At 68.5% G+C, this 24,894-nt stretch carries 25 protein-coding genes and 1 pseudogene; 11 read left to right on the top strand and 15 right to left on the bottom strand.

All coding sequences use genetic code 11. The features are described 5' to 3' along the window. Positions 1-2 precede the first annotated feature (2 nt). A complete protein-coding gene (locus tag H9634_RS08315; RefSeq protein WP_191726236.1) occupies positions 3-1,283 on the bottom strand; it encodes an acetyl-CoA C-acetyltransferase in 1,281 nt (426 codons plus the stop codon). A gap of 87 nt (positions 1,284-1,370) precedes the next feature. Here H9634_RS08315 and H9634_RS08310 point away from each other — a divergent pair, with 87 nt between their 5' ends. Further along, a complete protein-coding gene (locus tag H9634_RS08310; RefSeq protein WP_191726235.1) occupies positions 1,371-2,051 on the top strand; it encodes a TetR/AcrR family transcriptional regulator in 681 nt (226 codons plus the stop codon). A 2-nt stretch (positions 2,052-2,053) separates the two neighbouring features. Continuing rightward, positions 2,054-4,123 carry an acyl-CoA dehydrogenase family protein gene (locus H9634_RS08305; RefSeq protein WP_191726234.1) on the top strand — a complete coding sequence of 690 codons (2,070 nt, stop codon included), beginning with the start codon at positions 2,054-2,056 and terminating at the stop codon, positions 4,121-4,123. 94 nt (positions 4,124-4,217) lie between these two features. On the opposite strand, the gene metX is transcribed toward H9634_RS08305, so the two are convergent. From metX to H9634_RS08280, 5 genes are all read right to left on the bottom strand, one after another. Beyond that, positions 4,218-5,348, bottom strand: a complete 1,131-nt coding sequence (gene metX / locus H9634_RS08300; RefSeq protein WP_191726233.1) for a homoserine O-acetyltransferase MetX — start codon at positions 5,346-5,348, stop codon at positions 4,218-4,220. Positions 5,349-5,354: 6 nt separating this feature from the next. Further along, the gene (locus H9634_RS08295) at positions 5,355-6,665 is read right to left on the bottom strand and encodes a bifunctional o-acetylhomoserine/o-acetylserine sulfhydrylase (RefSeq protein WP_191726232.1); all 1,311 of its coding nucleotides are present in this window, start codon (positions 6,663-6,665) and stop codon (positions 5,355-5,357) included. Positions 6,666-6,839: 174 nt separating this feature from the next. Continuing rightward, a complete protein-coding gene (locus H9634_RS08290) occupies positions 6,840-10,163 on the bottom strand; it encodes an error-prone DNA polymerase (RefSeq protein ID WP_191726231.1) in 3,324 nt (1,107 codons plus the stop codon). A 9-nt stretch (positions 10,164-10,172) separates the two neighbouring features. Continuing rightward, complete coding sequence (locus tag H9634_RS08285; RefSeq protein WP_191726230.1) at positions 10,173-11,741, bottom strand: DNA polymerase Y family protein; 1,569 nt, start codon at positions 11,739-11,741, stop codon at positions 10,173-10,175. Beyond that, positions 11,731-12,462 carry a porin gene (locus tag H9634_RS08280; RefSeq protein ID WP_191726229.1) on the bottom strand — a complete coding sequence of 244 codons (732 nt, stop codon included), beginning with the start codon at positions 12,460-12,462 and terminating at the stop codon, positions 11,731-11,733. Before H9634_RS08280 ends, H9634_RS08285 begins: the two co-directional genes overlap by 11 nt. A 93-nt stretch (positions 12,463-12,555) precedes the next feature. Between H9634_RS08280 and H9634_RS08275 the strand changes: the two genes are divergently transcribed. Next, on the top strand, positions 12,556-13,059 hold the full coding sequence (locus tag H9634_RS08275) for a tRNA (cytidine(34)-2'-O)-methyltransferase (RefSeq protein ID WP_191726228.1): 504 nt from the start codon (positions 12,556-12,558) through the stop codon (positions 13,057-13,059). Next, positions 13,056-13,883, top strand: coding sequence for a PfkB family carbohydrate kinase (locus H9634_RS08270; protein WP_191726227.1), 828 nt, complete (start codon positions 13,056-13,058; stop codon positions 13,881-13,883). Before H9634_RS08275 ends, H9634_RS08270 begins: the two co-directional genes overlap by 4 nt. Positions 13,884-14,075: 192 nt before the next feature. On the opposite strand, the gene H9634_RS08265 is transcribed toward H9634_RS08270, so the two are convergent. After that, entirely contained in the window at positions 14,076-14,333 is a 258-nt protein-coding gene (locus H9634_RS08265; protein WP_102160149.1) for a type B 50S ribosomal protein L31, read from the bottom strand. A 227-nt stretch (positions 14,334-14,560) separates the two neighbouring features. Between H9634_RS08265 and H9634_RS08260 the strand changes: the two genes are divergently transcribed. Next, positions 14,561-15,124 carry a YbaK/EbsC family protein gene (locus H9634_RS08260; RefSeq protein ID WP_191726226.1) on the top strand — a complete coding sequence of 188 codons (564 nt, stop codon included), beginning with the start codon at positions 14,561-14,563 and terminating at the stop codon, positions 15,122-15,124. A gap of 48 nt (positions 15,125-15,172) precedes the next feature. Here H9634_RS08260 and H9634_RS08255 read toward each other — a convergent pair whose 3' ends face one another. After that, positions 15,173-16,009 carry a phosphatase gene (locus H9634_RS08255; protein ID WP_404801680.1) on the bottom strand — a complete coding sequence of 279 codons (837 nt, stop codon included), beginning with the start codon at positions 16,007-16,009 and terminating at the stop codon, positions 15,173-15,175. 169 nt (positions 16,010-16,178) lie between these two features. On the opposite strand from H9634_RS08255, the gene H9634_RS08250 reads away from it, so the two are divergent. Beyond that, positions 16,179-16,403, top strand: a complete 225-nt coding sequence (locus tag H9634_RS08250) for a hypothetical protein (protein ID WP_191726224.1) — start codon at positions 16,179-16,181, stop codon at positions 16,401-16,403. An 8-nt stretch (positions 16,404-16,411) separates the two neighbouring features. Here the strand turns inward: H9634_RS08250 and H9634_RS08245 are convergent, their stop codons facing one another. From H9634_RS08245 to H9634_RS08235, 3 genes are read right to left on the bottom strand one after another with little or no spacing between them, the layout of a single operon-like run. After that, a complete protein-coding gene (locus tag H9634_RS08245) occupies positions 16,412-17,305 on the bottom strand; it encodes a TrmH family RNA methyltransferase (protein WP_191726223.1) in 894 nt (297 codons plus the stop codon). 22 nt (positions 17,306-17,327) lie between these two features. Further along, on the bottom strand, positions 17,328-18,143 hold the full coding sequence (locus H9634_RS08240; protein WP_191726222.1) for a sulfite exporter TauE/SafE family protein: 816 nt from the start codon (positions 18,141-18,143) through the stop codon (positions 17,328-17,330). Positions 18,144-18,151: 8 nt separating this feature from the next. After that, complete coding sequence (locus tag H9634_RS08235) at positions 18,152-18,937, bottom strand: ABC transporter ATP-binding protein (RefSeq protein WP_165882915.1); 786 nt, start codon at positions 18,935-18,937, stop codon at positions 18,152-18,154. Between the two features lie 70 nt (positions 18,938-19,007). Here H9634_RS08235 and H9634_RS08230 point away from each other — a divergent pair, with 70 nt between their 5' ends. Then, positions 19,008-19,811 carry a hypothetical protein gene (locus H9634_RS08230; protein ID WP_191726221.1) on the top strand — a complete coding sequence of 268 codons (804 nt, stop codon included), beginning with the start codon at positions 19,008-19,010 and terminating at the stop codon, positions 19,809-19,811. A gap of 34 nt (positions 19,812-19,845) precedes the next feature. Continuing rightward, complete coding sequence (gene serB / locus H9634_RS08225) at positions 19,846-20,652, top strand: phosphoserine phosphatase SerB (RefSeq protein ID WP_191726220.1); 807 nt, start codon at positions 19,846-19,848, stop codon at positions 20,650-20,652. 12 nt (positions 20,653-20,664) lie between these two features. Here the strand turns inward: serB and H9634_RS08220 are convergent, their stop codons facing one another. From H9634_RS08220 to H9634_RS08210, 3 genes are all read right to left on the bottom strand, one after another. After that, the gene (locus H9634_RS08220) at positions 20,665-21,144 is read right to left on the bottom strand and encodes a SixA phosphatase family protein (protein ID WP_191726219.1); all 480 of its coding nucleotides are present in this window, start codon (positions 21,142-21,144) and stop codon (positions 20,665-20,667) included. Between the two features lie 147 nt (positions 21,145-21,291). Next, positions 21,292-22,050, bottom strand: a complete 759-nt coding sequence (gene fabI / locus H9634_RS08215; protein WP_102160177.1) for an enoyl-ACP reductase FabI — start codon at positions 22,048-22,050, stop codon at positions 21,292-21,294. A 69-nt stretch (positions 22,051-22,119) separates the two neighbouring features. Next, entirely contained in the window at positions 22,120-22,830 is a 711-nt protein-coding gene (locus tag H9634_RS08210; RefSeq protein ID WP_102160179.1) for a beta-ketoacyl-ACP reductase, read from the bottom strand. 151 nt (positions 22,831-22,981) lie between these two features. On the opposite strand from H9634_RS08210, the gene H9634_RS08205 reads away from it, so the two are divergent. Genes H9634_RS08205 through H9634_RS08195 form a run of 3 tightly spaced genes read left to right on the top strand, consistent with a single transcriptional unit; the run spans position 22,982 to position 24,727 of the window. Continuing rightward, the gene (locus H9634_RS08205; protein ID WP_191726218.1) at positions 22,982-23,515 is read left to right on the top strand and encodes a DUF3099 domain-containing protein; all 534 of its coding nucleotides are present in this window, start codon (positions 22,982-22,984) and stop codon (positions 23,513-23,515) included. Continuing rightward, entirely contained in the window at positions 23,499-23,717 is a 219-nt protein-coding gene (locus H9634_RS08200; protein WP_225210780.1) for a hypothetical protein, read from the top strand. Before H9634_RS08205 ends, H9634_RS08200 begins: the two co-directional genes overlap by 17 nt. Further along, positions 23,717-24,727, top strand: coding sequence for an SURF1 family cytochrome oxidase biogenesis protein (locus H9634_RS08195; RefSeq protein WP_191726216.1), 1,011 nt, complete (start codon positions 23,717-23,719; stop codon positions 24,725-24,727). The genes H9634_RS08200 and H9634_RS08195 overlap by 1 nt, the downstream gene beginning before the upstream one ends. A gap of 20 nt (positions 24,728-24,747) precedes the next feature. On the opposite strand, the pseudogene H9634_RS14495 reads toward H9634_RS08195, so the two are convergent. Beyond that, positions 24,748-24,894 (bottom strand): annotated as a pseudogene (locus H9634_RS14495) (IS481 family transposase); the annotation flags it as partial.

Genomic DNA, 24,894 nt, shown 5'->3' with positions numbered 1-24,894 from the left:
GGTCATGCCTCCAGGATGGCGGTGAGTCCCTGACCGCCGGCGGCGCAGATCGAGACGAGTGCGCGCGTTCCGCCGGTCTCCTTCAGGTGCTTGGCTGCGGTGGCGATGATGCGCCCGCCGGTGGCGGCGAACGGGTGCCCGGCTGCCAGCGACGAGCCGTTGGGATTGAGCTTGGTCCGGTCGATCGAGCCGAGGGCGCCGTCGAGGCCGAGGCGTTCACGGCAGAACTCCTCGGATTCCCATGCCGCGAGGTGGCACAGCACGGTCGAGGCGAAGGCCTCGTGGATCTCGAAGAAGTCGAAGTCGGCGAATGTCAGGCCGTTGCGGGCCAGCAGCCGCGGAACGGCATAGGTGGGAGCCATGAGCAGGCCCTCTCCCCCGTGGACGAAGTCGACGGCGGCCGCCTCGGCGTCACGGAAGTATGCCAGCGGCTCCAGGCCGTGGGCGGCAGCGTATTCGTCGCTGCCGATGAGCACGGCAGAGGCGCCGTCGGTCAGCGGAGTCGAGTTGCCTGCCGTCATGGTCGCAGGCTCCGGCAGGTTGCGGCCGAAGACGGGCTTGAGTTCGGCGAGCTTCTCCATCGTCGAGTCCGGGCGCAGATTCGTATCGACGCTCACGCCCTGGTAGGAGGTGACGAGGTCGTCGAAGAATCCGCGGTCCCACGCAGCGGCGAGGTTGCGGTGCGACTCGACAGCCAGAGCATCCTGGTCTTCGCGGCTGATGCCCCAGGCTGCGGTGCTGATCGCCTGGTGCTCGCCCATCGACATGCCGGTGCGCGCCTCGCCGGTGCTCGGCGCCTGTGGTGCCAGGTGCTGCGGACGCAGCCGAGTCAGGGCCTTGAGGCGCTGGCCGTTGGACTTCGCGCGCGAGAGATCGAGCAGGATCGACCGCAGCTCTTCGGTCACGACGATCGGGGCATCGGATGCCGAGTCGACACCGCACGCGATGCCGGATTCGATCTGACCGTGCATGACCTTGTGGCTGATCGAGACCACGGTCTCCAGGCCGGTGGCGCAGGCCTGGCCGATGTCGAAAGCCGGGGTGTGGGGGTCGAGTGCGGAGCCGAGGACGGCCTCACGGGTGAGGTTGATGTCCTTGCTGTGCTTGAGCACGGCTCCGCCTGCGACCTCTCCGAGGCGTTCGCCGGCCATGCCGTAGCGAGCGACGAGGCCGTCGAGTGCGCTGGTGAGCATGTCCTGGTTCGAAGTGTGGGCGTACTGCTTGTTGCTGCGTGCGAACGGGATGCGGTTGCCTCCCAGGACTGCGGCTCTGCGCTGCGTCATGTGATTCCTCCGGGGGTCGTGGTTGTCAGATCGATGCGGGCGCACCATGAGTACCTGTAACCGACAGTACCTGATACTGTTCGTCATATGAAACCCGTCACTCAGGATGGCCGGCGCCTACGCTGGGATGCCCATCGCCGCGAGCGTCGCAAGATGCTCCTGCGCACGGTGCGCCATGCCGTCGCCGACCACGGCCCCGGGATCTCCATGGAGCAGCTCTCCGTGCAGGCGCAGACGACGAAGACAGTGCTCTACCGCTACTTCGGCGACCGCGGCGGGCTGCAGCGGGCCATGGGCGAATGGGCGATGAAGGTCATCACCCGCTCCCTCGACCAGGCTGACTACAGCCCGCACACCCCGCGTGAGTCTCTGCGCGCGATGATCTCAGCGTTCGTCGATCTCGCCGCCGGCGCCCCGAACGTCTACCGCTTCTGCGACGCAGCAGTGACCAGCGCGGCAGATCCGAAGGCCGACAACGACTACGACACCTTCTTCCAGGGCATCACCGCACTGCTGTGCCGCAGACTCCAGCTCTCCGGCGACGCGGAAGTGCAGTGGGCCTACGGTGCCATCGGGTTCGTTCGCGCGAGCACCGAACGCTGGCTACTGCGCCCCACCGACCAGGAGGGATTCGTCGACCAGCTCACCACCTGGCTGTGGAGCTCCCGCAGCACCGACCTGACCGACATCGCCGACCGACCCCACACCACCTCGGGCGCGTCTGCCCGCACGACTGCACCGGCACCGAATTCCGAGACCAAGGAGTGACCATGAGCAAGAAGCACCAGCTGTCCGTCGATCCCGCCCGCATCGGTGCCGTGCTCGACGGACGATGGGCTGAGCAGCGCTACATCGGCCGCAGCTTCATCGACAGCGAACACGCCGTGCTCAGCGAGACCGGCGACCTCGACCAGCTGCGTGAGGAGACCCTCGCCGGCGTCAAGGCGCTCATCGACACCGGGATCTCCGGTCTGCCGCTGCCGGAATCCGAAGGCGGCCAGAACGATCATGCCGGCTACGTCGCCGCTTTCGAGGAGCTTGTCACCGCTGAGCCGAGCATCCAGATCAAAGCAGGTGTGCAATTCGGCCTCTTCGCCGGGGCGATCCAGCATCTGGGCAATGCCGAACAGCATGACAGGTGGCTCAAACCCGCCATCCGCGGCGAGCTCCTCGGCGCCTTCGCGATGACGGAGATCGGCCACGGTTCCGACGTCGCCTCGATCGGCACCACCGCCACCTACGATCCGTCCGACGAGACCTTCGTCATCAACACCCCCTTCCGGGCGGCGACGAAGGAGTACCTCGGCAACGCCGCCGTCCACGGTGAGGCCGCCGTCGTCTTCGCCCAGCTCATCACCAACGGCGTCAACCACGGCGTGCACTGCTTCTTCGTCCCGATCCGCGACGGCGCTGCAGGCGAACCGCTGCCCGGCATCACACCTGAGGACGACGGCCGCAAGGGCGGCCTGCTCGGCATCGACAACGGCCGCCTGTCCTTCGACAACGTCCGCGTGCCGCGCACCAACCTGCTCAACCGCTACGGCGACGTCGCGGCCGACGGCACCTACTCCTCGGACATCGAATCGCCTGGCCGGCGCTTCTTCACGATGCTCGGCACCCTCGTCCAGGGCCGCGTGTCACTCGACGGCTCGGGCGTAACCGCAGCGAAGCTCGCCCTTGACATCGCCATGCGCTACGGGCTCGAGCGCCGCCAGTTCACCGGTGGCGACGACGCCGTCGAGGAGGTGCTGATGGACTACCAGCAGCACCAGCGCCGGCTCATGCCGCTGGTGGCCCGGGTGTTCGCCAATGCGGTGGCCCACGACCAGCTGCTGGAGTCCTTCCAGCTGGTCTTCGGCGGTGAGGACGATTCCGATGAGGCCCGTCAGCGGCTCGAAACCCAGGCCGCCGGCTTCAAAGCGATCACCACCTGGGATGCGCTGCGCACGATCCAGGAATGCCGCGAAGCCTGCGGCGGCGCCGGCTACATGTGGGAGAACCGGCTCGTGGGTCTCTACGGAGACCTCGACGTCTACGTCACCTTCGAAGGCGACAACACCGTTCTGCTGCAGCTGGTCGCCAAGCGCCTGCTGAGCGACTACGCCGCCGAACTCAAGGACATCGACCTCGGCGGTGTGGCCCGCTACATCGGCACCCAGGCCGCCGAGCATTCGCTGTACCGGTCCGGTTTGGCCAATGTCGGGCGCACCATCGGCGACATCTTCACCCCTGCACTGAATAACAAGCGGGTGCGCTCCGGTCATGTGCAGCAGGCGATGCTGCACAACCGGGTCGAGGTCATGGTCGCCGACCTCGCCGGCACGCTGCGCCCTGCCGCCTCGATGCCCCCGGCGAAGGCGGCCGAGGTGTTCAACAGCGTGCAGCATCAGCTCATCGAGGCCGCCCGCGCCTACATCGAAGCGCTGAAGTGGGAATCGCTCAACGATGCGATGCATGAGGCGCAGAAGCGCACCGGCCATGAGGAGGAGGCCAAGCTGCTGCGCCGCATCCGCGACCTCTACGGCCTGAGCCTCATCGAAGACCACATCGGCTGGCACATCATGTACGGCCGGCTGTCGATGTCGCGAGCCCGCCAGATCGGCCCGACGATCGACAGCCTGTGCGCGAAGCTGGCCGCCAACGCCGGCGACATCTGCGAGTCCTTCGGCTACGGGCCCAAGCACCGCCGGGCCACGATCGCCGAGGGCATCGAGGCCGAACGCCAGCAGGAGGCGATGGACTACTACCGGAACGCGCGCGCCCAGCGCGACTTCCCCGTCGATGAGCGCCACCTGTACAGGCAGCGCAGGGCCGAGGGGAAGAAGGCCAAGCGCAGCTGATGCCGACCGGGCCACTGCCTCGGGCCCGGTGAGTGCTATGGATCAGCCGGCCGCCCCGTCTGGGGTGGCCGGCTGATCGTGTGAGGAAGGCTGATCATGTGAGGAACCGGCGCAGGTGCGGTGAGAGCTGGACGCCTTCGGTGAGGAACCCGTCATGACCTGCCCACGAGTCGAGCACCTGGGTCTCGACATCACCCGGCAGCGCGGCTGCAAGCCGGGCCACCTGGGCCGGCGGGTAGAGGCGGTCGCTGGAGACGCTGATGACCTGGAACTTCGCCTGCGCTGCCGACAGGGCCTCCGCGAGGTTCGTCGAGCGGCCGCGGCGCACGTCGTGATCGCGCAGCGCCTGCGTGAGGATCCGGTAGGACTGCGCATCGAATCGGTCGACGAGCTTGGTCGCCTGGTGGTCGAGATAGCTCTGGATGGCGTAGTAGGCATCCCCCGCCGAGGCCGGGCGCGGCCGGTGGGCGAGATCCGGCCACTGCTCCTGGCGGGTGTTGGCGAATCGCTCATTGAGCTCGGAGTCCGCCCGGTAGGTCAGGTGGGCGATCTGCCGGGCCAGGCCGAGGCCGCGGCGCGGGAACCGGCCGATGACCGCATAGTCCCCGCCGCAGAAGTCCGGATCGAGTTCGATCGCCTGGATCTGCGTGTGCGCCCACGCGATCTGGTCGGCATCCGAGAACGCCGGTGCGGCAAGGATCGTGGCGCGCTTGACCCGCTCAGGGGCCACCAGCGCGAACTCCAGTGCCCGGGCCCCGCCCATCGACCCGCCGATGACCGCATGCCAGGCCGGGATGCCGAGCCGGTCGCTCAGCAGCACCTCGGCTGCGGCCATATCGCGGATCGACACGTCTGGGAACCGGGAGCCGTGCGCCAGCCCGTCGGCCGAAGGTGAGGTCGGGCCGGTCGAGCCGTTGCATCCTCCAAGCGCGTTGGCGCACACGACGAAGAACTCGTTCGTGTCGATCGCCCGGCCCGGCCCGACGACCTCTTCCCACCAGCCGGGGGCGAACGACCGCGGCGACTCAGCCGCCGCCGGGTTCGCCACCCCGGAGCTGACGTGCGGGTCCCCGGTGAGCGCATGCTCGATGAGCACTGCGTTCGACTTCTCTGCGTTCAGCTGCCCGTAGGTCTCATAGGCGATGTGCAGCTGCTCGAAGACGTACCCGGATTCGAGCACGACATCGTGGAACTCGGCGACGGCGGTGCGGCTGGCGACCTGCATCGTGCATCAGCCGCGGGCGGCGGCGAACCCCTTCTCCAGGTCGGCGATGATGTCATCGATGCCCTCGATGCCCACAGCCAGGCGGACGAAGGCCGGGCTGACACCGGCGGCGCGCTGGGCGTCCTCGTCGAGCTGGCTGTGCGTCGTCGAGGCCGGGTGGATGACCAGCGAGCGGACATCGCCGATGTTGGCGACATGCGAGTGCAGTTCGAGGGCGTCGACGAACGTCACGGCGGCGTCGTAGCCGTCGGCGATCTCGAAGCCGAGCACCGAGCCGACGCCCTTGGGCAGGTACTTCCGGCCGAGCTCGTACCACGGGCTCGACGGCAGCCCGGCGAAGTGGACCCTGTCGACCTGGTCGTGGCTCTCCAGGAACTCAGCGACCCGCTGGGCGTTGGCGACATGGCGTTCGATGCGCAGGCTCAGGGTCTCCAGGCCCTGGGCGATGAGGAAGGCGTTGAACGGCGAGACGGCCGGGCCGAGATCGCGCAGCAGCTGCACGCGGGCCTTGATGCCATAGGAGACGTTGGCGCCGAACGGCGAATCCGGGCCGAGGTCGCGGGCGTAGACGAGACCGTTGTAGGACTCGTCGGGCTGGTTGAAGCCGGGGAAGCGCTCCGGCTCGGCACCGTAGTCGAAGTTGCCGCTGTCGACGATGATCCCGGCGATCGAGGTGCCGTGGCCGCCGAGGTACTTCGTGGCCGAGTGGATGACGACATCGGCGCCGTGCTCGATCGGGCGGACGAGGTACGGGGTCGCGAGGGTGTTGTCGATGATGAGCGGCACCCCGGCGGCATGCGCGGTCGTGGCCACGGCGGCGATGTCGAGGACATCGGAGCGGGGGTTGGCCACGGATTCGGCGAAGAACAGCTTGGTGTTGGGCCTCACGGCTGCCTTCCATGCCTCGACGTCGCCGGGATCGGAGACGAAGGTCGTCTCGATGCCGAGCTTGCGCAGGGTGACGCCGAGGAGGTTGTAGGTGCCGCCGTACAGGCTGGGGCTGGCGACGACGTGGTCGCCGGCTTCGGCGATGTTGATGATGGCGAGGAACTCCGCGGACTGGCCGGAGGCGACGAGCAGACCCTGCACGCCGCCTTCGAGGTCGGCGATGCGGTCTTCGACGGCGGCGACGGTCGGGTTGCCGATGCGGGTGTAGATCGGGCCGAGGTCGGCCAGCGCGAAGCGGTTGGCGGCGGTCTCGGCGCTGTCGAAGACGTACGAGGTGGTCTGGTAGATCGGCAGGGCGCGGGCGCCGGTGGCGGAATCCGGTGACTGGCCGGCGTGGATCTGGCGGGTCTCGAAGCTCAGTTCGCTCATGGGTGCTCCTTCAAGCGGGTGCAGGTCGGTCGTGATGTCCACCACGCTAGGGAGCCGGCCTCACCGGGTGGGCCGCTTTCGTCATCTGTCTGTCATGTGCCGTCATATGACGTCATACAAGGATGTGGGGCGGCTGCAGAACCGCAGCGCGGGAGACCGGACGAGCCGGTGGTCTCACTGGAAGTTCCGTGACTTCACCGGCATCGTGACGTCGAGTGGGATGAGCTTGTCGGCCGTGACGCTGACCACCGTGCCGGCCCGCTGCACCCGCCCGCGGATGATGAGCACATTATGGCTGTAGGAGATCGGCCGGTAGCGGCGCATGAGACCCGGCGAGCAGGCGATGTTGAGCATCCCGAACTCGTCTTCGAGGTTCATGAACGTCACCCCTGAGGCGGTGCCGGGCCGCTGCCGGTGCGTCACCAGCCCGGCGACGGTGATCGTCTGCCCGTCGACAGCCTGCTGGGCATCAGCGGTCGAGGCGTACCCGCGTTCGCACAGCCTCGCGCGCAGCTGCTCGGTCGGGTAGCCGTCGACGGTCAGGCCGGTGGAGAACAGCTCGGCAAGGGTGATGTCGAAGCTGCTCATCAGCGGCAGCGCGGGAGCCTCGGCGACCGGGGCGGTGCCCGGCAGCATGCCCGGACCCGACCCGCCCTGGGAGCCGGCCACCCACAGCGCCTGCCTGCGATCGAGGCCGAAGCAGGAGAACGCCCCAGCAGTGGCGAGGCTTTCGAGCACGGTGACATCGACACCGGTGCGCTGGGCGAGGTCCCCGACCGAGGCGAAGGGGCCGGCGGCCTCGCGCGCGGCGACGATCACCTCGGCAGCGGAATCGGCACCCCGGACCGCTGAGAGCCCGATGCGGATGGCGAACCCGCCGGTCGAATCCGCATCGGCCTCCAGATCGGCCTGCGCGCTGGAGGCCTGCACATCGACCGGCAGGATCCGCACCCCGTGGCGGCGGGCATCGGCGATGAGCGACTGGGCGGAGTAGAAGCCCATCGGCTGGGCGCGCAGCAGCCCGGCGGTGAACGCGGCATGGTGGTAGCGCTTGAACCAGGCGGAGTCGTAGACGAGGTTGGCGAAGCTGATGGCATGGCTTTCGGGAAACCCGTAGTTGGCGAAGGCGGCGATCTTGTCGAAGATCACCTGCGAGGTCTGCGCATCGACCCCGCGGGCCGCCGCCCCGGCATGGAACCGGTCGGCCAGCTGGCGCATCCGCTCCTTCGACCGCTTGGCCCCCATCGCCCGGCGCAGCTGGTCGGCATCGCCGCCGGTGAACCCGGCGACGTCGATGGCCAGCTGCATGAGCTGCTCCTGGAACAGCGGCACCCCCAGGGTCTTCTCCAGCGCCGAGCGGGTCAGCGGGTGCAGGTAGTCGGGGTTCTCAAGTCCCTGCCGGCGCCGGATGTAGGGATGGACCGACCCGCCCTGGATGGGCCCCGGCCGGATGAGGGCGACCTGCACGGCCAGGTCGTAGAAGCAGCGCGGCAGCATCCGCGGCAGGGTGGCCATCTGGGCGCGCGACTCGACCTGGAAGACGCCGATGGCATCGCCGGCGCACAGCATGTCGAAGACCTCTGGGTCCTCCTGCGGCAGCCGCGCCCGCTCGATGCGCTCACCGGTGTGGGCGGCGATGAGGTCGACCATCTCGTGCAGGGCGGTGAGCATGCCCAGGCCGAGCAGATCGAACTTCACCAGGTCCATATGCGCGCAGTCGTCCTTGTCCCACTGCACGACGGTGCGCCGCTCCATCGTCGCCGGTTCGATCGGCACGACCTCCCCGATCGGCCGGTCGGCTAAGATCATGCCCCCGGAGTGGATGCCCAGATGGCGGGGTGTGCCGAGCAGCCCGCGGGCGGCGGCGATGACCGGGCCGGGCACCCCCTGCTGACCGCCTGCTCCCCCGGCGCTGTCGTCGTCATCGTCGTCTTCAGGCAGCCGCGACCAGCGCTCGAGGCCTTTGGAGAAGGCGTCCTGCTGGCCGGGATCGTAGCCGAGGGCGGCTGCGGCATCGCGGACGGCGGACTTGGCCCGGTAGGTGATGACATTGGCGACCTGCGCGGCCCGGTCGCGGCCGTAGTGGTCGTAGACGTACTGGATGACCTCCTCGCGGCGGCCGGATTCGATGTCGACGTCGATATCGGGATAACCCTCGCGCTCGGGGGCGAGGAACCGGTCGAACAGCAGCCCGAAGCGCACCGCGTCGACGGCGGTGATGCCGAGGACGTAGCAGACCGCGGAGTTCGCCGCCGACCCCCGGCCCTGGCAGAAGATGTCGTGCTCCCGGCAGAAGCGGGCGATGTCGTAGACGATGAGGAAGTACCCGCAGAAGCCCATCTGCTCGATGGTGGACAGCTCCTGGTCCAGCAGCGCCCAGGCATCCGGGCGCTGCTCGCGGGTGCCGTAGAGCCTGAGTCCGCCGGCGGTGACGAGCTCGCGCAGGAAGGCGGCATCGCTCATCCCGTCTGGCACCGGCGCCTGCGGCAGGCCGGCCCGGGCGGCACGCAGCTCGAAGGCGCAGTCGGCGGCGATCTCGACGGCCGCATCGAGTGTCTCAGCTGGGAACCGGCCGGCCATCTCCGCCCCGGTGTGGATGCGCTGCAGGGCCGCCGGCGGCAGCCAGCCGGCGACCTCATCGAGGCTTGAGTTCGCGCGCACGGCTGCCCGCACCTGCGCATCGCGGAACTGCTCCCGACTGGCGTAGTGGACCTGGTTCGTCGCCGCCGCGCGCACCCCTGCCCGGGCTGCGAGCTCGCACAGGTGGCGGATGCGCTCATCGTCTTCGGGCAGCCCGGTGCGGGTGAGCTCGACGACGAGGCGGTCGCGGCCGAACATCGACACCAGCCGGCGCAGCCTGTCCAGCCCGCCGTCAGGATCGCCCAGATGCGGGATGAGCAGCCCCTTGCGGCAGCCGGTGAGCACATACCAGTCCCCGCTACCCTGCTCGGCAGCCGCGGCCAGGTCCTCGAGCTCGATGACCGGTCGATTCTTCGTCCCGGCCATATGCGCCCGCGTCAGCGCAGCCGAGAGCTTCCGGTAGCCGGGCACCCCGCGGGCGAGGACGAGGGCGTGGGCGGCCTCCGGGTCGATCTGGCCGGGGATCTTCGCTCTGAGCCCCAGCGAGATCTCCGCGCCGTAGACGGTGCCGATCCCCCGTCCGGCGGCTGCCTGGGCGAAGCGGGCGGCACCGTAGAGTCCGTTGTGATCGGTCAGCGCGATCGCCTCGAGCCCGGCGTCGACGGCGGCATCGATGAGCTCTTCGGGTTCTGAGGCCCCGTCGAGGAAGCTCATGGTCGAATGCACGTGCAGTTCCGCCCATGGCCGGCCCCGCCGCCGAGGCGGTGCTTCCGTCCCAGCGCGACCGGAACCTGTCCCACCGGACCGCAGGTCAGGGGGACGCCGCTGCAGCGGCTCAGCAACCGCCTCGGCGGCGATGCGGGAGGACAGCCGGCGTTCGAGCTCCGACCACGGGCTCGGCGGATTGCAGTATCCCATCGGGTCCTCCTAGGCGTAGCGTCCGGTGATGTGCCAGCGGCCGTGCTCCTTGCACAGCAGGAAGGCCTGCCCGCAGGCGGTGAGCACCTGCAGCCGCACCCGGTACTGGGCGCGTGCCGGATCCCACCAGCCGGCCTCGACCGGCCAGGCCGAGGAGTGATCGACGATGCCGAACTCGGCACCGGACTCCAGCCGTAGGAGCACCGGGGTGCTGTCGAGTCCGCTGGGCCGGGCGATGACGCTCATCCCCTGCCGGTCGAGCAGCTCGACCGGGGCGCGGTCGACGATCATCGGATGCGGGGCCGGCAGCCGGCCCGGCCACGGGGCAGCCGCACTGCGTTCGGGGCGGGGCTGCTGCTGCCAGGGCGTCCACAGGTTCGTCTCCGCCGGCTCCCGGCCGCCCTGCAGCTGGGGCACGCGCACCGCCTCGGGCCCGTAGAGGCCCTGCAGCCGTTCCAGGGTGTGGGTGACATAGCCCGAGCGCTGGGCGAACAGCGAGGTGTGGGCCTCCAGCGGGGCGAGCAGCTCAGCGGCGGCCAGCGTCAGCGCGCACACGCCATCGGCCTCGGCCAGCCCCTCATCGACCGGTTCGGCGGCAGCGGCTGACTGCCCGGCCAGCCAGCCTTCGGACTGCCAGCGCACCCGGTCGGCGACGAGGTTCTCGTCCATGAGCTCCAGCCGCCAGGTCCGCTGGCTGCGCTGCCCGCCGGCGGCGACCAGCTCGATCGACAGGCTCGGGCACACGAGCCCGGCCGCCCGGATCCCGGCGAACAGCTCGGCGGCGGCCGCACGGGCGTGGAAGGACAGCTCGTCGCCGCGTGTGCTCGGCGGGCTGATCGGCACCTCGATGAGGTGCTCGCGCTGGCGGACATGGTCGACCGGCTGGTGGACCGGCAGCCCGCGGGCCAGTCGGTGGGCCTGCACGCCGAGGGTGCCGAAGCGGGTGCGCATCTGCCCTTCGCTCAGCTGCGCCAGCGCCCCGAGGGTGTCGAGTCCGAGGCGTTCGAAGACGGTGACGAGCTCGCCGTAGGTGTGGGCATCGGCATAGGCCAGCGCGGTCGTCGGCTGGGCGGCGAGGAAGTCCGGCGTCTGCCCGGGCAGCACCCGGGTGGCGGTGCGGGCGGCGAGCATCGCAGCGAAGACCGAATCGGCGATGCCGGCGAAGAACTCCCAGCCGGTGGCGTCGGTGACGGTGGTGAGCAGCTCCTCGACCGCGGCGTCCTCACTGGGGTAGGTGCGCGCGAGTGCGCTCAGCGGGATGCTCACCTCCCCCGGGGCGAGCACGGTGAAGCGGGCGAGGCTGGTTTCGAGCACATCGAGGCCGGTGGCGAAGATCCGCTGGTCGAGGTCCTCGTCCCAGCCGGTGATGCGCACCTGCGGGCAGCGCAGCTGGGCGGCGCGCTTGTTGATCCCGGTGGTGATGCCGGCGGCCCGGGCGGCGGCATTGCACGAGACGATCCGCCCGCCGCGCAGCACTGCGACCGGTTCGTGGGCCGCCCAGCCGTGCGTCTCGGCTGCAGCGGTCGCCGACCAGTCCGGGACCGTGAGCACGAGGGTCCGCTGGGTCTCAGCCGGCACCGTCGATCACCTGGATCTGCGGATGTGCCGGCCGGCAGGTCGCAGCCTCCGCGCCCGAGGCGGTGGGCAGCTGCTGCACGCTGGTGGCACCGGGGGTCAGCGGCCAGGTGAGCAGATGCTCGCCGGTGCGCGGATGCCGCACCCGTACGGTGCAGGCCCGCAGCCGTCCGGTGCCGGCGTGCAGGCCGTCCCAGCCGGCGACGGAGACTTCGCAGCTTTCGCTGCTGCCGGGCATCGGGCCGAGGGCGATGAGGCTGGCGCGGCGTTCGCGGACCTTGGCGGTCAGGCGCTGGCGCTCCTGTGGACTCGGGGCAGCCGGCGGGGCGATGATGAGCAGATCGAAGGTCTCCAGCAGGATGGAGACGACCCGCTGCCAGTCCGCCGGCGGGGTGCGCACATGCACGAAGTGCTCCAGGTCGATGCCGAGCTCAGCCAGTCCGGCGACCGCCAGCTCCGGGGTGTCGACGGCTGCGCACCAGTGCTGTTCGCGGGTGGACTTCGCTGCAGCCGCACACGCGAAGGACAGCGCGAGCGTGCCGGTGACGCTGAGGATCTCTCCGCGCGGCAGTCCACCGCGGGCGAAGACCGGGGCCAGCATGCCGTCCACCGGCAGCGGTTCGGGACCGGTGAAGAGTTCGCGCGCAGTCGTGACACCCGGCAGACGGCTGAGCTGCTTTCTCAGCGTCTGCGGGTCGGCGGCGACGGCATGGTGGACGGACATATCCATAACTATAGAACACCTATTCGAATGCGAGCAATGCTGTTCGAACGGGTGCACAGCGCCGGTCTGCTGAGCCGCTAAGCTTGGAACGCCATGAACATCGACATCGTCTTCCACACCCCGGAGATCCCGGGAAACACGGGAAACGCCATCCGCCTGGCAGCGGTCACCGGAGCGCATCTGCACCTGGTCGAACCCCTCGGATTCGACCTCTCCGATGCCAAGCTGCGCCGGGCCGGACTCGACTACCACGACCTCGCGCACGTGACCGTGCACCCGGATCTCGCGCACCTGTGGGAGCACCTCGGCGATCGCCGGGTCATCGCATTCACCACGCACGCACAGACCGGTTTCGGTGAGATCGCCTACACTGACGGCGATGTGCTCCTGTTCGGCAAGGAGTCGACCGGCCTCGATGACGAGGTGCTGGCCGATCCGCATATCGCACAGCAGGTCAGAATCCCGATGCTGCCGGCCCGCCGGTCGCTCAACCTGGCGAACTCGGCTTCGATTGCGATGTACGAGGCATGGAGACAGCACGGATACGCCGGAGCCGCCATGACAGGGGCTGCGGCCGATGGAAAGGAACCCCAATGACAGCACCTCGCGGCCTGACGGTGGCCGGACTCGATGTCTCCGGCGGCGCCGGTCTCGGCGCCGATATGAAGATGTTCGAGGAGTACGGCGTCTTCAGCGCAGCGGTCATCACCTGCGTGGTGACCTTCGACCCAGACAACGGCTTCTACCACTCCGCTGAGTTCCAGGACGCCGACTTCATCCGCCAGCAGCTCGACTCGACCCTGGCGATCCACGACTACGACGTCATCAAGTCCGGCATGGTCGGCTCCGTCGACTCCGCCCTCGTGCTTGCCGACCGGCTGAAGAACAACCACCTGCCCTACGTCTTCGATCCGGTGCTCGTGTGCAAGGGAACGGGTTCGATGGTCGACCTGAAGGACCTGTTCATCGAGAACCTCGTGCCGCTGGCCACCGTCATCACCCCGAATCTCGAAGAGGCCGCGACCCTCGTCGGGGCTGCCGAGCTCACGAACGTCGATGAGATGGCAGAGGCGGCCAAGGCGATCCACGCGATGGGCGCTGACAACGTCGTCGTCAAGGGCGGGGCGCGTCTCCACAGCGATGAGGCCATCGACGTCCTCTACGACGGCGAGACCCTGACGACTTTCAGCAGCCAGAAGATCACCAACGACCTCGTCAACGGCGCCGGCTGTTCCTTCGCCGCAGCGATCGCCGCCGGCCTAGCCACCGGCCTGTCCGTGCCTGAGGCAGTGCGCAAGTCTAAGGAGACCGTCGCCCACGGCATCGCTGCCGCTGTTGCGAACGCCACCGGCGTCGGCTCACTGCTGCACCCGGCCGCCCGCTGCTGCCCGCATGAGGGCATCGTCGTCGAACAGCACTGAGACAGTATGAACTCTATAAAGCACTGCAAGGCGGGCCGTCAGATGTCTGACGGCCCGCCTGTCGGATGCCGGCTGACACAGACACAACGGGCTGTGCAGACACTTCTGGCCCGTGACAGCGTGTCACGGGCCAGAAGTCGCGGCGCAATCGCCGACGGTGCTGCAGGATGCGCCCTGGAGCGCATCGCGCACTCAGCGGCGCTTGCCGAAGCCCTTGTAGCGGTCCTTGAACTTCTCCACGCGGCCGGCGGAGTCGAGGATGCGCTGCTTGCCGGTGTAGAACGGGTGCGAGGCCGAGGAGATCTCGACGTCGATGAGCGGGTAGGTGTTGCCGTCTTCCCACTCGATGGTCTTCTCGCTCTCAACGGTGGAGCGGGTGACGAACTTGGTGCCCGAGGCAAGGTCGTTGAAGACGACCGTGCGGTACTCCGGGTGGATGTCCTTCTTCATGAAATGTCCTTTGTTTGAATTCGTCAGGGCGCCTGATGCGGAAGCCTCCCCCGCCTGCCAGTGCCCAAATTCACGTGCGACTCCGAAATGAGCCACCAGCCAACTATACAGGTCGCGGCCAGCGGACGCGATTCGGCGCTCACCGGCCACCATCCCCTGTCGCTGGCGGCGTCCGCACTGCGACCGGTCGCCTGGCGCCTCCCGGTGCCTGTGCTGTAATGGCGGCTATGTCACAGTGGACGATCCTCACCCATGCCCCTGCCCCTGTCGAGACGGTTCCGGCCCGCGAGCACCCCGAGCTGCTCGCCGCTCCCACCGCCGAGGCGGTGGCCGGGTTCCCGGCTGAGCATCCGGTCGACGTGTTCGCCATCGACCCGGACCTGGCTGACACCGCCGCGCTGACCGAAGCGTATGGGCTCAAGGACGGGCATTCGGCCAACTGCGTCATCGTCGCCGGCTCCCGGGCCGGTGAGGAGCGCATCGCCGCCTGCATGGTGCTCGCCCATACCCGCGCTGATGTCAACAAGCGGGTGCGCAAGCTGCTCGATGTGCGCAAGGCGTCGTTCATGGACCAGGAGCGGGCGTGTGCCGAATCGGGTATGGAGTACGGCGGGATCGGTCCCTTCGGTCTGCCGGATGGTTACCGGATCCTCATCGACTCACGCATCGTCGCCGAACCCGAGGTGGTGATCGGCTCGGGTATCCGGGGTTCGAAGATCATCCTGTCCGGTCAGGCGCTGGCGGCCCTGCCCGGCGCCGAGGTGGTCGAGGACCTCGCAATCGAAGTCTGACCGTCCGCGGCAGGCCGTGCTCCGCGGCAGACTGGGCTCTGCGGCAGCTCAGTTGTCGAGGTGCCCGGCGGCGGTGTCGAGGACGAAGTCGATGAGCGGCTGGTACAGCTGCGGGACGACATCGTCATCGAGCGGGACGCTGACCTCGACCTGGCCCTGCGCCTCAGCGACGAAGAGGGCAGGGTCGTTGCAGTCGGCGAACCCGATCGAACGGATCCCGCGGGTGCCGGCGCAGCCGGCCCAGCCGTGATCGGCGACGACGAGGTCCGGTGCCTCTTCTCCCCTGGTGGTCAGTTCATCGAGCAGCGCGGCCATCGGCTCAGCCAGGTGCGTATGCGGCACACCGCCGTGCTGGTGCCACACCCACACACCGCTGATGCGCCGCAGGTCCCCGCCGATCTCCGGGACCGCGATGTACCCGTCAGGTGAGATCACCTCGGCGCCGTGCGCGGCGGCCCACTCGGCGAAGGCCATGTGCACCGGCAGCATCCCGCCGGGGTGTCCGGTGGCGAACAGGATCCGCGCCTGAGCAGCGACTGCCGAACCGAGGACATCGCCGAAGCGGGCCAGCGCTGCGATGCAGCGTTCGGTCGAGATCGTGTCGACGCCTTCCGTGAACGCCGGATCCGGGCGCAGCCCGACCTTCTCCACCATGAGAGCGAAGACCTTCGCGTAGTCCCACTCCTGAGTCAGTGCGACACCGAAGTCGAACTGCCGCTCCTGATCGAGGAACCGGTGGATGTGGGAGAGGTTGTTCTCCCGTGGGGTGCCGACCTCGCCGGTGATCCGACCGGCCTCCAGTGCGGCAGCCAGCTCCGGGTGCTCTTCGCACAGCGGTCCCGGTACGTTGCCGGTGGCTGCAGGCACACTCTGCTCCTCGGTCACAGACGTCTCTCCTTCTCTGTCAGCAATGCCAGCGTTCAGCCTACCGAAACACTGCGCTGTTGGGGCAGACCGCGGACGGTACCGCTGAGACCGCCCTTCCCTACCGCTTTGGGTCAATAGCACCGCCGGTGATTCTTCGTTAGCGTGCGGAGAAGAGGAGTGATTCGACATGCGCCGACCACCATGGCTGAACACCCTGATCCTCGCTGCTGCGGCATTCGTCATCGTCAGGATCATCTTCCACTTCTTCGACGCACCCTGGGATGTCCTCATCTCCGTTGGGCTCGCCGTGGGTGTGCTGGTGACCAACTCACTGTGGACTCGCCGCAGACACCGCCGCCATGAGAGCAGCGACAGCGCAGAGCAGCGTGCGTTCACCGACCGACGGCAGTGAACCGGATGTCACTTCGTCGCGTAGAACGCCACCGCTGAACTGGCCGCGACATTGAGCGAGTCCACGCCGTGCATCATCGGGATCGTCACCCGTGCGTCGAGGCGGCGGTCGGTGCCGCGCTTGAGGCCATCGCCTTCGGTGCCGAAGACAAGCACGAGCCGTTCATGCTCGGCAGCCACGAGCTCATCGAGGGTGATGGCACCCTCGCCCAGCGACATCCCGGCGACGTAGAAGCCGGCGTCCTTGAGCAGGTCGATGCCGGCCGGCCACGGGTCGATGCGCGTCCACGGGATCTGGAAGACCGTGCCCATCGACACGCGGATCGACCGGCGGTACAGCGGATCAGCACACTCCGGCGTCACCAGCACGGCATCCACGCCGAGCGCCGCAGCTGACCGGAACGCGGCCCCGACGTTCGTGTGATCGACCAATCCTTCAAACACCGCGATCCGGCACTTGGGCGCACCGGCGTCGAGCACCTCAGCGACCGCCTCGGCGGCGGTGCGCGGTGCCGGCCGGGCCATCGCCGCCAGCGCCCCACGGTGCAGGTGGAAGCCGGTGAGTTCTTCGATCCGTGCTTCGGTGCCGATGCAGATCGGCCCGTCCGTGGTGGTGAGGATGTCGGTCATGCCGGCGAACCACTTGCGGCTCATGAGGAAGGACTGCGGCTGATGCCCGGCGGCCAGGGCACGGCGGATGATCTTCGTGCTCTCGGCCAGATAGATGCCCCATTCGGGTTCGGCGGCTGCCCGCAGCCGCACATCGGTCAGCTGCGTGTACGCGGCCAGCTCCGGGGCGTCGAGATCGTCGAAGAACCGCAGGCGGCCAGCATCGATGCCGCATGCGGCTGCCAGCGCGCGGATCTCAGCTTCGGTGGGTTCGGCCTTACGCGGGGTGTTCATGACGGGGTTCCTCGCTTCTGGCTCACATCTGCAGGATGTTCCACAGCGCCACCAGGCCGAGGACGACGATGACGCTGCGCAGCAGCACTGGTGAGAACTTCCGGCCCACCCGCGCTCCGAGGTAGCCGCCGATGAGCGAGCCTGCGGCAATGAGGCCGGCGGCCATCCAGTTGATGCGGTCGAAGCCGACGATGACGTAGATGCTGGCCGCGACCGTGTTGACGACGAGGACGAGGACGTTCTTCGCGCCGTTGATGCGCTGCAGGGTCTCCGGCAGCAGCATACCGAGCAGCGCGATGAGGATGATCCCCTGGGCGGCGGCGAAGTACCCGCCGTAGACGGCCGTGGCATAGACGACAATGAACACGGTGATGTGCCGGCCGATCGACATCGACGGCGGTCCGGCTGGCCCAGCAGCTGATGCCGGTGCGGCTTCCTCGGCAGAGCGCATCGCCCGGTCGCGCAGCAGTCGTTGGAGCATCGGCTGGAAGATCACGAGCAGCAGTGCAAGCACGAGCAGCACCGGCACGATCGTGATGAACGCATCCTCCGGCAGGTGCAGCAGCAGGTAGGCGCCGGTGAGCGCGCCGAGCAGGCTGGCGGGGATGAGCTGGAGCATCCGCTTCTTTTGCCCGGCCAGCTCCGTGCGATAGCCGAACGAGGAGGCGATGTTGCCGGGGATGAGGCCCACGGCATTGCTCATCGTGGCTGTCACCGGCGGCACGCCGAAGGCGACGAGGGCCGGGAAGGTGATGAGGGTGCCGGAGCCGACGATCGCATTGATCCCTCCGGCGCCGACGCCGGCGAGCAGCGTCAGCAGGATGTGATGCAGTTCCATGCCGGGGCTCAGTACCGTGCCTGGGCGTGGTAGCGGCCGTCCTCCACTCCGATGCGCACAGGGACCGAGAACGTCTCGGAGAGGTTCTCCGCCGTCAGCGTCTCCTCGATCGGCCCGGCGGCCACCGCGTCACCGTCCTTGAGCAGGAGGGCATGCGTGATGCCCTGCGGGATCTCCTCGACATGGTGGGTGACCATGAGAGTCGTCGGGGCGTAGCGGGCGGAGAGGATCTCGGTCAGCGCCTGGAGCAGCTCCTCGCGCCCGCCCAGGTCGAGGCCGCTGGCCGGCTCGTCGAGCAGCAGCAGCTCAGGGTCGGTCATGAGCGCCCGGGCGATCTGCACGCGCTTGCGCTCACCTTCGGACAGGCTGCCGAAGCGGCGCTCGCTCATCCGCTCCATCCCGAAGGCTGCGAGCAGGTCCTCGGCCCGGGAGGTGTCGACCTCGTCGTAGGCCTCGGTCCAGCGGCCGAGGACGCCGTAGGCGGCGGTGAGGATGATGTCGATGACCTTCTCCGAGTTGGGCATGCGCGCCGCCAGATGCTGGGAGGCGTACCCGATGCGCGGACGCAGTTCGAAGACGTCGACGCGCCCGAGGCGGTGGCTGAGGATGTCGACAGAGCCCGAGCTGGGGTGCATGCGCCCGGAGGCCAGTTCGAGCAGGGTGGTCTTGCCGGCTCCGTTGGGGCCGAGGATCGTCCAATGCTGCCCTTCGCTCACGTGCAGGGACAGACCGTCGAGAAGGAGGTTCTCCCCACGGCGGACACGGACATCGTCAAGGACCAGAACATCGCTCATAGACCAAACCTTAGTACAGAACACACTGCCGTTCCTCGCCTCTGCAGGGGCATGTTCTACAGTGTGCACAATGTCCGCTCACCCCCGCACCGCACTCGATGCGACCCTGCCGAGCCTGCTGTTCGCGCTCACGGCCAGCGCGTGGCTGGCCGGGCGGGCGAGCCCTGATGACTGTGCTGAGGCGTTCCTCACATCTGGGCACCCGGTGCCGCTGCTGATCGCCGATGACGCCCTCGATCCCGGCGCCGAGGTGCCGGCTGGGATGCTGCTGACCCTGCCGCGGCTGCGCGCGGCTGGCATCGACCGGATCCGCTGTGTGCTCCTCCACCCGAGCCTGCCGATCACCGTGCCGAAGGTCGACCGGTCCCACCGCCGGCTGCTGGCCGGTGCGCAGTCGGTGGCGGTGGCCGAAGCAGGCGGTCAGGCACGCGCGCTCATCGTCATCGACGCCGAGGCGGCGATGCGCGTGATCCCGTGCGCCCCGGTGCGCGCCGCCGGCCTCGGGGCGGTCAGCGCCGCCGAAGCATCCCGGCAGCTGCGGCAGGCGACGATGGAGGCGCTGGCGACTGTCGAGTCCCTGCCTGAGGTGCCGGCTGGGATCGGTGACTGGCAGTGGCGGGACTGGCAGGCCGAGCTCACCGGCCCACCGGCCGCCGCCGAGGCGGTGGCGACGTTCGTACCCGACCCGGCCGATGCCCAGCAGCTCATCACCGCCCTGGAGATCCATGAGGCGATGCGCAGTGTCCTCGTCCCGGCTGCCGTGCAGCCTCCGCAGCTCGGTGCCGCACTGGCCGGCGTCCACGCCGCCGCTGTCGACGTCGTGACTGCGGTGACGGCCGAGCCTGCTGCCCCCAGGCAAGGGTCGGCTCCCTGACAGCGGAGCTGGTGACGTGCGTAGACTGGTGCGCATGCACAGGATCAGCATCGTGCGCACGGTCGCAGGCGGCTCACAGCCGGCCTTCTCCGTTGCCTCCAAGCTTGTGACCGACGACCAGCTGCCCGCCCAGCTCAGCCGCGCACATGAGATCGCCGACGGCGCTGATGTCGTTGTCGTCCCGGCTCCCCTGGCGCGCACCACACCCAAGGTCGTCGTCATGGATGTCGACTCGACATTCATCGAAGACGAGGTCATCGATCTGCTGGCCGCCGAGGCCGGGGCGGCGAAGAAAGTCGCCAAGGTCACCGAGAAGGCGATGCGCGGCGAACTCGACTTCGAGGACAGCCTGCGCGCCCGCGTCAAGACGCTCAAGGGCCTGCCGGAGAAGGTCCTCGACGACGTCCGAGCAGCCATCACCCCGACCGGCGGGGCGGCCGAGCTCATCAGCCTCGTGCAGTCGGGCGGCGGCCGGGTCGGGTTGGTCTCCGGCGGCTTCACCCAGATCCTGGCCCCGCTGGCCGAGCAGTTCGGGATCACCGACTATGCCGCCAACACCTTGGAGATCTCCAACGGAAAGCTCACCGGCAGGGTCGACGGCCGCATCGTCGACGCGAAGTTCAAGCGCCGCTTCCTCCGGCAGCTCTGCGAGGAGACCGGAGTGCCGGTCGAGGCGTCGGTGGCGATCGGCGACGGCGCCAACGATGCCCTCATGGTTCAGCAGGCCGGCCTCGGCATCGCGTTCTGCCCCAAACCGGCCCTGGCCGAGGTGGCCGATGCGACCGTGTCCGTGCGCCGGCTCGACGCCGTCTGGGCAGCGGTCACCGGCCGGATGAACTGAGCGAGGCCCCGCTCAGTCGCGGAAGCAGTGGATCTCCGGCTGCGGGAAGCCGCCGGCGGCCACTCCCCAGGCCGGAAGATCGAAGACCGCGATCGACGACGGCCGGAACTTCGTGTTCAGTTCGAAGTCGGCGCACAGCTCGGTGATGACCTCCGAGACCGTCGGCTCATGCCCGACGATGTAGGCACCGGTCGAATCAGCCGGAATCGTGCTGATGACCTCCACCCAGTCATCGACGTCGGAGTCGTACAGCGCCCCGTCGGCACGCACCTCCAGCTCGGTGCCGGCCTTCGCGAAGGCATCGGCGACGCCCTGAGCAGTCTGCATGGTGCGCAGAGCAGCGGAGCTGATGAGGCAGTCGAGCGGGTAGTCGGTGAGGAACTCACCGAGTCGGGCGGCTTCGGCGAAGCCTCCGTCGGTCAGCGGGCGGTCGAAGTCGTCCACCGGCGGCCGGTCGGCCTTGGCATGTCGGCCGATCACCAGATACGGCATGGTGTCCTTTCACAGACGAACAGGTGACTCCTACGGTACGCGAGTTCTCCTCGCCCATGCACGCAGAAGCGCCCGGAAAGCACGAGCTTTCCGGGCGCGTGTGATCCCGGCGGGTCGACGAGCGCCGACCGGCGGGCGGTTGGCCTATCAGGCGCCGGTCGAGTGGAGACCGCCGTCGACGTGAACCATCTCACCGGTTGTCGCCGGGAACCAGTCCGACATGAGGGCGACGATCGCCTTGCCGGCCGGTTCGGTGTCGGTCTGGTCCCAGCCGAGCGGTGCCCGGTCGCCCCAGACATCTTCGAAGGCGTCGAAGCCGGGGATCGACTTGGCAGCCGTCGTCTTGAGCGGGCCTGCCGAGACGAGGTTGCAGCGGATCTGGTCCGCACCGAGGTACTTGGCCAGGTAGCGGTTGGTCGACTCGAGCGCAGCCTTGCACACGCCCATCCAGTCGTAGGCCGGCCAGGCGACGGTCGCGTCGAAGGTCAGGCCGACGACGCCGGCACCGGGGTTCATGACCGGCTTGGCGGCCATGACGATCGACTTGAGCGAGAACGCCGAGACCTGCATGGCGTTGGCGACCGACTCGAACGGGGTGTCGAGGAAGACACCGCCGAGGGCGTCCTTCGGAGCGAAGGCGATCGCGTGGACGATGCCGTCGATGTTGCCGCCGAGGCGCTCGGGCAGTGCGGCCAGGTCCTCGTCGTTGGTGGCGTCGAGTTCGATGACCTCGGCCGGCTTCGGCAGCCGTTCGGCGATGATCGAGGTGATCTTCATCTGCCGTCCGAACGACGACAGGATGACCTCTGCGCCCTGCTCCTGTGCCAGGCGGGCAGCGGCGAAGGCGATCGACGCCTCCGTCAGCACGCCGGTGACGAGAATGCGCTTGCCGTCAAGAATTCCCATGTTCCCCAATCCTTCTCAAGATCTCGCAGCCGGCGTCCTGCCGCCAGGCTGCCGTGGTCAGTCCGTTGTTCAGTGTCCCATACCCAGGCCGCCGTCAACCGGAATGACGGCCCCAGAGATGTAGGCGGCCTCATCGGAGGCGACCCAGCGCACCACGCGAGCGACCTCCTCGGCTTCGGCGAACCGCTTGGCCGGGATCTGCGCGAGGTATTCCTTCTGCTGCTTCTCCGGCAGCTCATCGGTCATGTCGGTGCGGATGAAGCCCGGCGCGACGACGTTGGCGGTGATGCCGCGGGAGCCGAGCTCGCGGGTGATCGAGCGGGCCAGGCCGACCAGGCCGGCCTTCGAGGACGAGTAGTTCGCCTGCCCGGCCACGCCGAGGAGGCCGGAGACCGAGGAGATGAGCACGATGCGGCCGTACTTCGCCCGGATCATCGAGGTGATGCCGCGCTTGACGGTGCGGAAGGCGCCGGTGAGGTTGGTGTCGATGACGGCGCCGAACTCCTCGTCGTCCATGCGCATGAGCAGGTTGTCCTTGGTGATGCCGGCGTTGGCGACGACGATCTCGACCGGGCCGAGCTCGTCTTCGACCTGCGTGAAGGCCGCGTCGATCGAGGCAGTGTCGGTGACATCGGCGCTGACGGCCAGCGCGCCCTCCGGGGCTTCGCCGTTGCGGGAGGTCACAGCGACCTTGTGGCCTGCGGCGATGAATTCCTCGGCGATGGTGCGGCCGATGCCGCGGTTGCCGCCGGTGACGAGGACGACGCGTGATTCAGACACGTGTGGGGGCTCCTTCTTCGTGCGATCGCCGCGTGGGAACGGCGCGGGCAGTGTGATGCCTCCAACCTAACGCACAGATGCAGTCCTTAAGTATCTGGGAGACAATAGGGCGGTAGGCTTTTGTATCTGAGAGCACGAGTCATGGAAGGCTATGGCACAGAAGAGACCACGCACGCACATCACGGATGCCGACGAGTCTCACGAAGCCGACACCCGCGCCCGCTCCCGCCGCTATCTGCTGTCCATGGCCATCCGCATCACCTGCTTCGTGCTCGCGATCGTCACGACCGGCTGGCTGCGCTGGACCTGTGTGGCCGGCGCTGTGTTCCTGCCCTGGGTGGCGGTGCAGATCGCCAATGCCGGCAAGGAGAACATCACCCGGACGAAGACGGCGCAGATCGACGCGCCGCCGCTGCCGGAGCTGCAGGCAGGACGCAGCGACGCTGCCGCTGGTTCCGGTCCCGAGGCGGCAGGCGCCTGGCGTGCCGAGTCCGACGTCGTCGACGCGGAGGTGATCGGCGGATACACGGTCTCCCCCGGCACCGCCTCCGCATCGGCCCCTGACGACGGGGAGGCCGGCGACGAGGTGCCGCCCGACGTCGTGGAGGGCACAGTGGTCGACCCCGATCCGGACGGCACGCAGCCGCCGGTCAGGGATGAGGAGGACGGTGGGACTCGTGAGTGAGCTGCGCTGCTCTGCCCGGGCCTGCAGTCGCCCGGCGGCCTACGCGATGCTGTGGAACAACCCCCGGATTCACACCCCGGAGCGGCGAAAAGTATGGTTGGCCTGTGATGATCACCGGACCTACCTGCACGAATACCTGCAGCTGCGCGGCCTGCTCAAGGACGATGTGCCGGTCGATGAGATCCCGGCAGGGGCTGGCTGATGGCTGCTGAGTCCTACCGTTTCATCCTCTCCTCCCGCTGGCTGCGCTACATCGCTTTGGCGGTTGTCGCCGCGATCGCCTGCGGGTTCCTCGCCAACTGGCAGAACAACCGCCGTGAGGCCCGCGACGCCGAGATCGCCCACATCAATGCGAACTACCACGGTGACGCCGAACCGCTGTCAGCGATCCTGCCGCAGCGTGATGCCGCGTTGCCCGATGAGCTTGACTGGAAGCGCTTCGAGGCCCGCGGGACCTATGATGCCGACTCGGCGATCCTCGTGCGCAACCGCAGCTTGGACGGTCAGGCTGGCTTCTATGTGCTCGTTCCGCTGATCACCGAGGCTGGGGGCGAGCTTGCCGTCGTGCGCGGCTGGGTGCCCACCGGCCAGACCGGTGAGGCCCCGGACATCTCAGCCCTGCCTGCTCCCCCAGCCGGTGAGGTGACCATCACCGGCTGGCTGCGCACACCCCAGGACGCCTCGGGAGAGACGGCTTCTGAGAACACCATCCGCAGCATCGACCCGGTGATCGTGCCCGGCATGAGCGCACCGTACACCGGCGCCTACGCGCAGCTCGAAGCCGAAGACCCGGCCCCGGCTGAGCGCCTGACTGCGCTGCCGCCGCCGAGCACCGATCCCGGCTCGCACCTGTCGTATACGTTCCAGTGGATCGTGTTCGGGATCATGATCCTCGGCGGGGTCATCTACGCAGCCCGCCGGGAGCGCATCAGCCGCGATCTCGAAGCCGCTGAACAGGCAGGCCGGGTGCCGCGCACCGATTACGTCGTCGTCGACAAGGACGCGCTCGCCGCCGGCCGGTCCCGCGGGCGTGCCGGCACCCCGGCGGGTCGCGCCTCGCGCTACGGCAGTGCCGGTCCGCGCAGGGCTGCCGGCCGTCGCAGCGCAGCGGCAGCCAGCACGCCAGCCGGTGCCGCGGCTGTCTCAGCGCGCCGCAAGCAGAGCTCGGCAGAGGATGCTGAGGACGCGCTGCTCGATGAGCAGGGCTTCTGAGCTGGTCTGCCGACCGTGCTCTAGGTGTACTTCCCGGTGAGGTTGTGAACGCGGTCTGCTGGTGAGAGTCCCCCGATCGCGGTGTGGGCTCGATGGTGATTGTAGTCATGCAAGAACGCTGCGTACGAGTTTTCGCGAGCACTCTCACTGGCATACGGTCTCGCGTA

Source organism: Brevibacterium gallinarum (assembly GCF_014836885.1).
Lineage (GTDB): Bacteria > Actinomycetota > Actinomycetes > Actinomycetales > Brevibacteriaceae > Brevibacterium > Brevibacterium gallinarum.
Note: the sequence above shows the minus strand (reverse complement) of the source record. Positions and strands in the feature narration are given on the sequence as shown.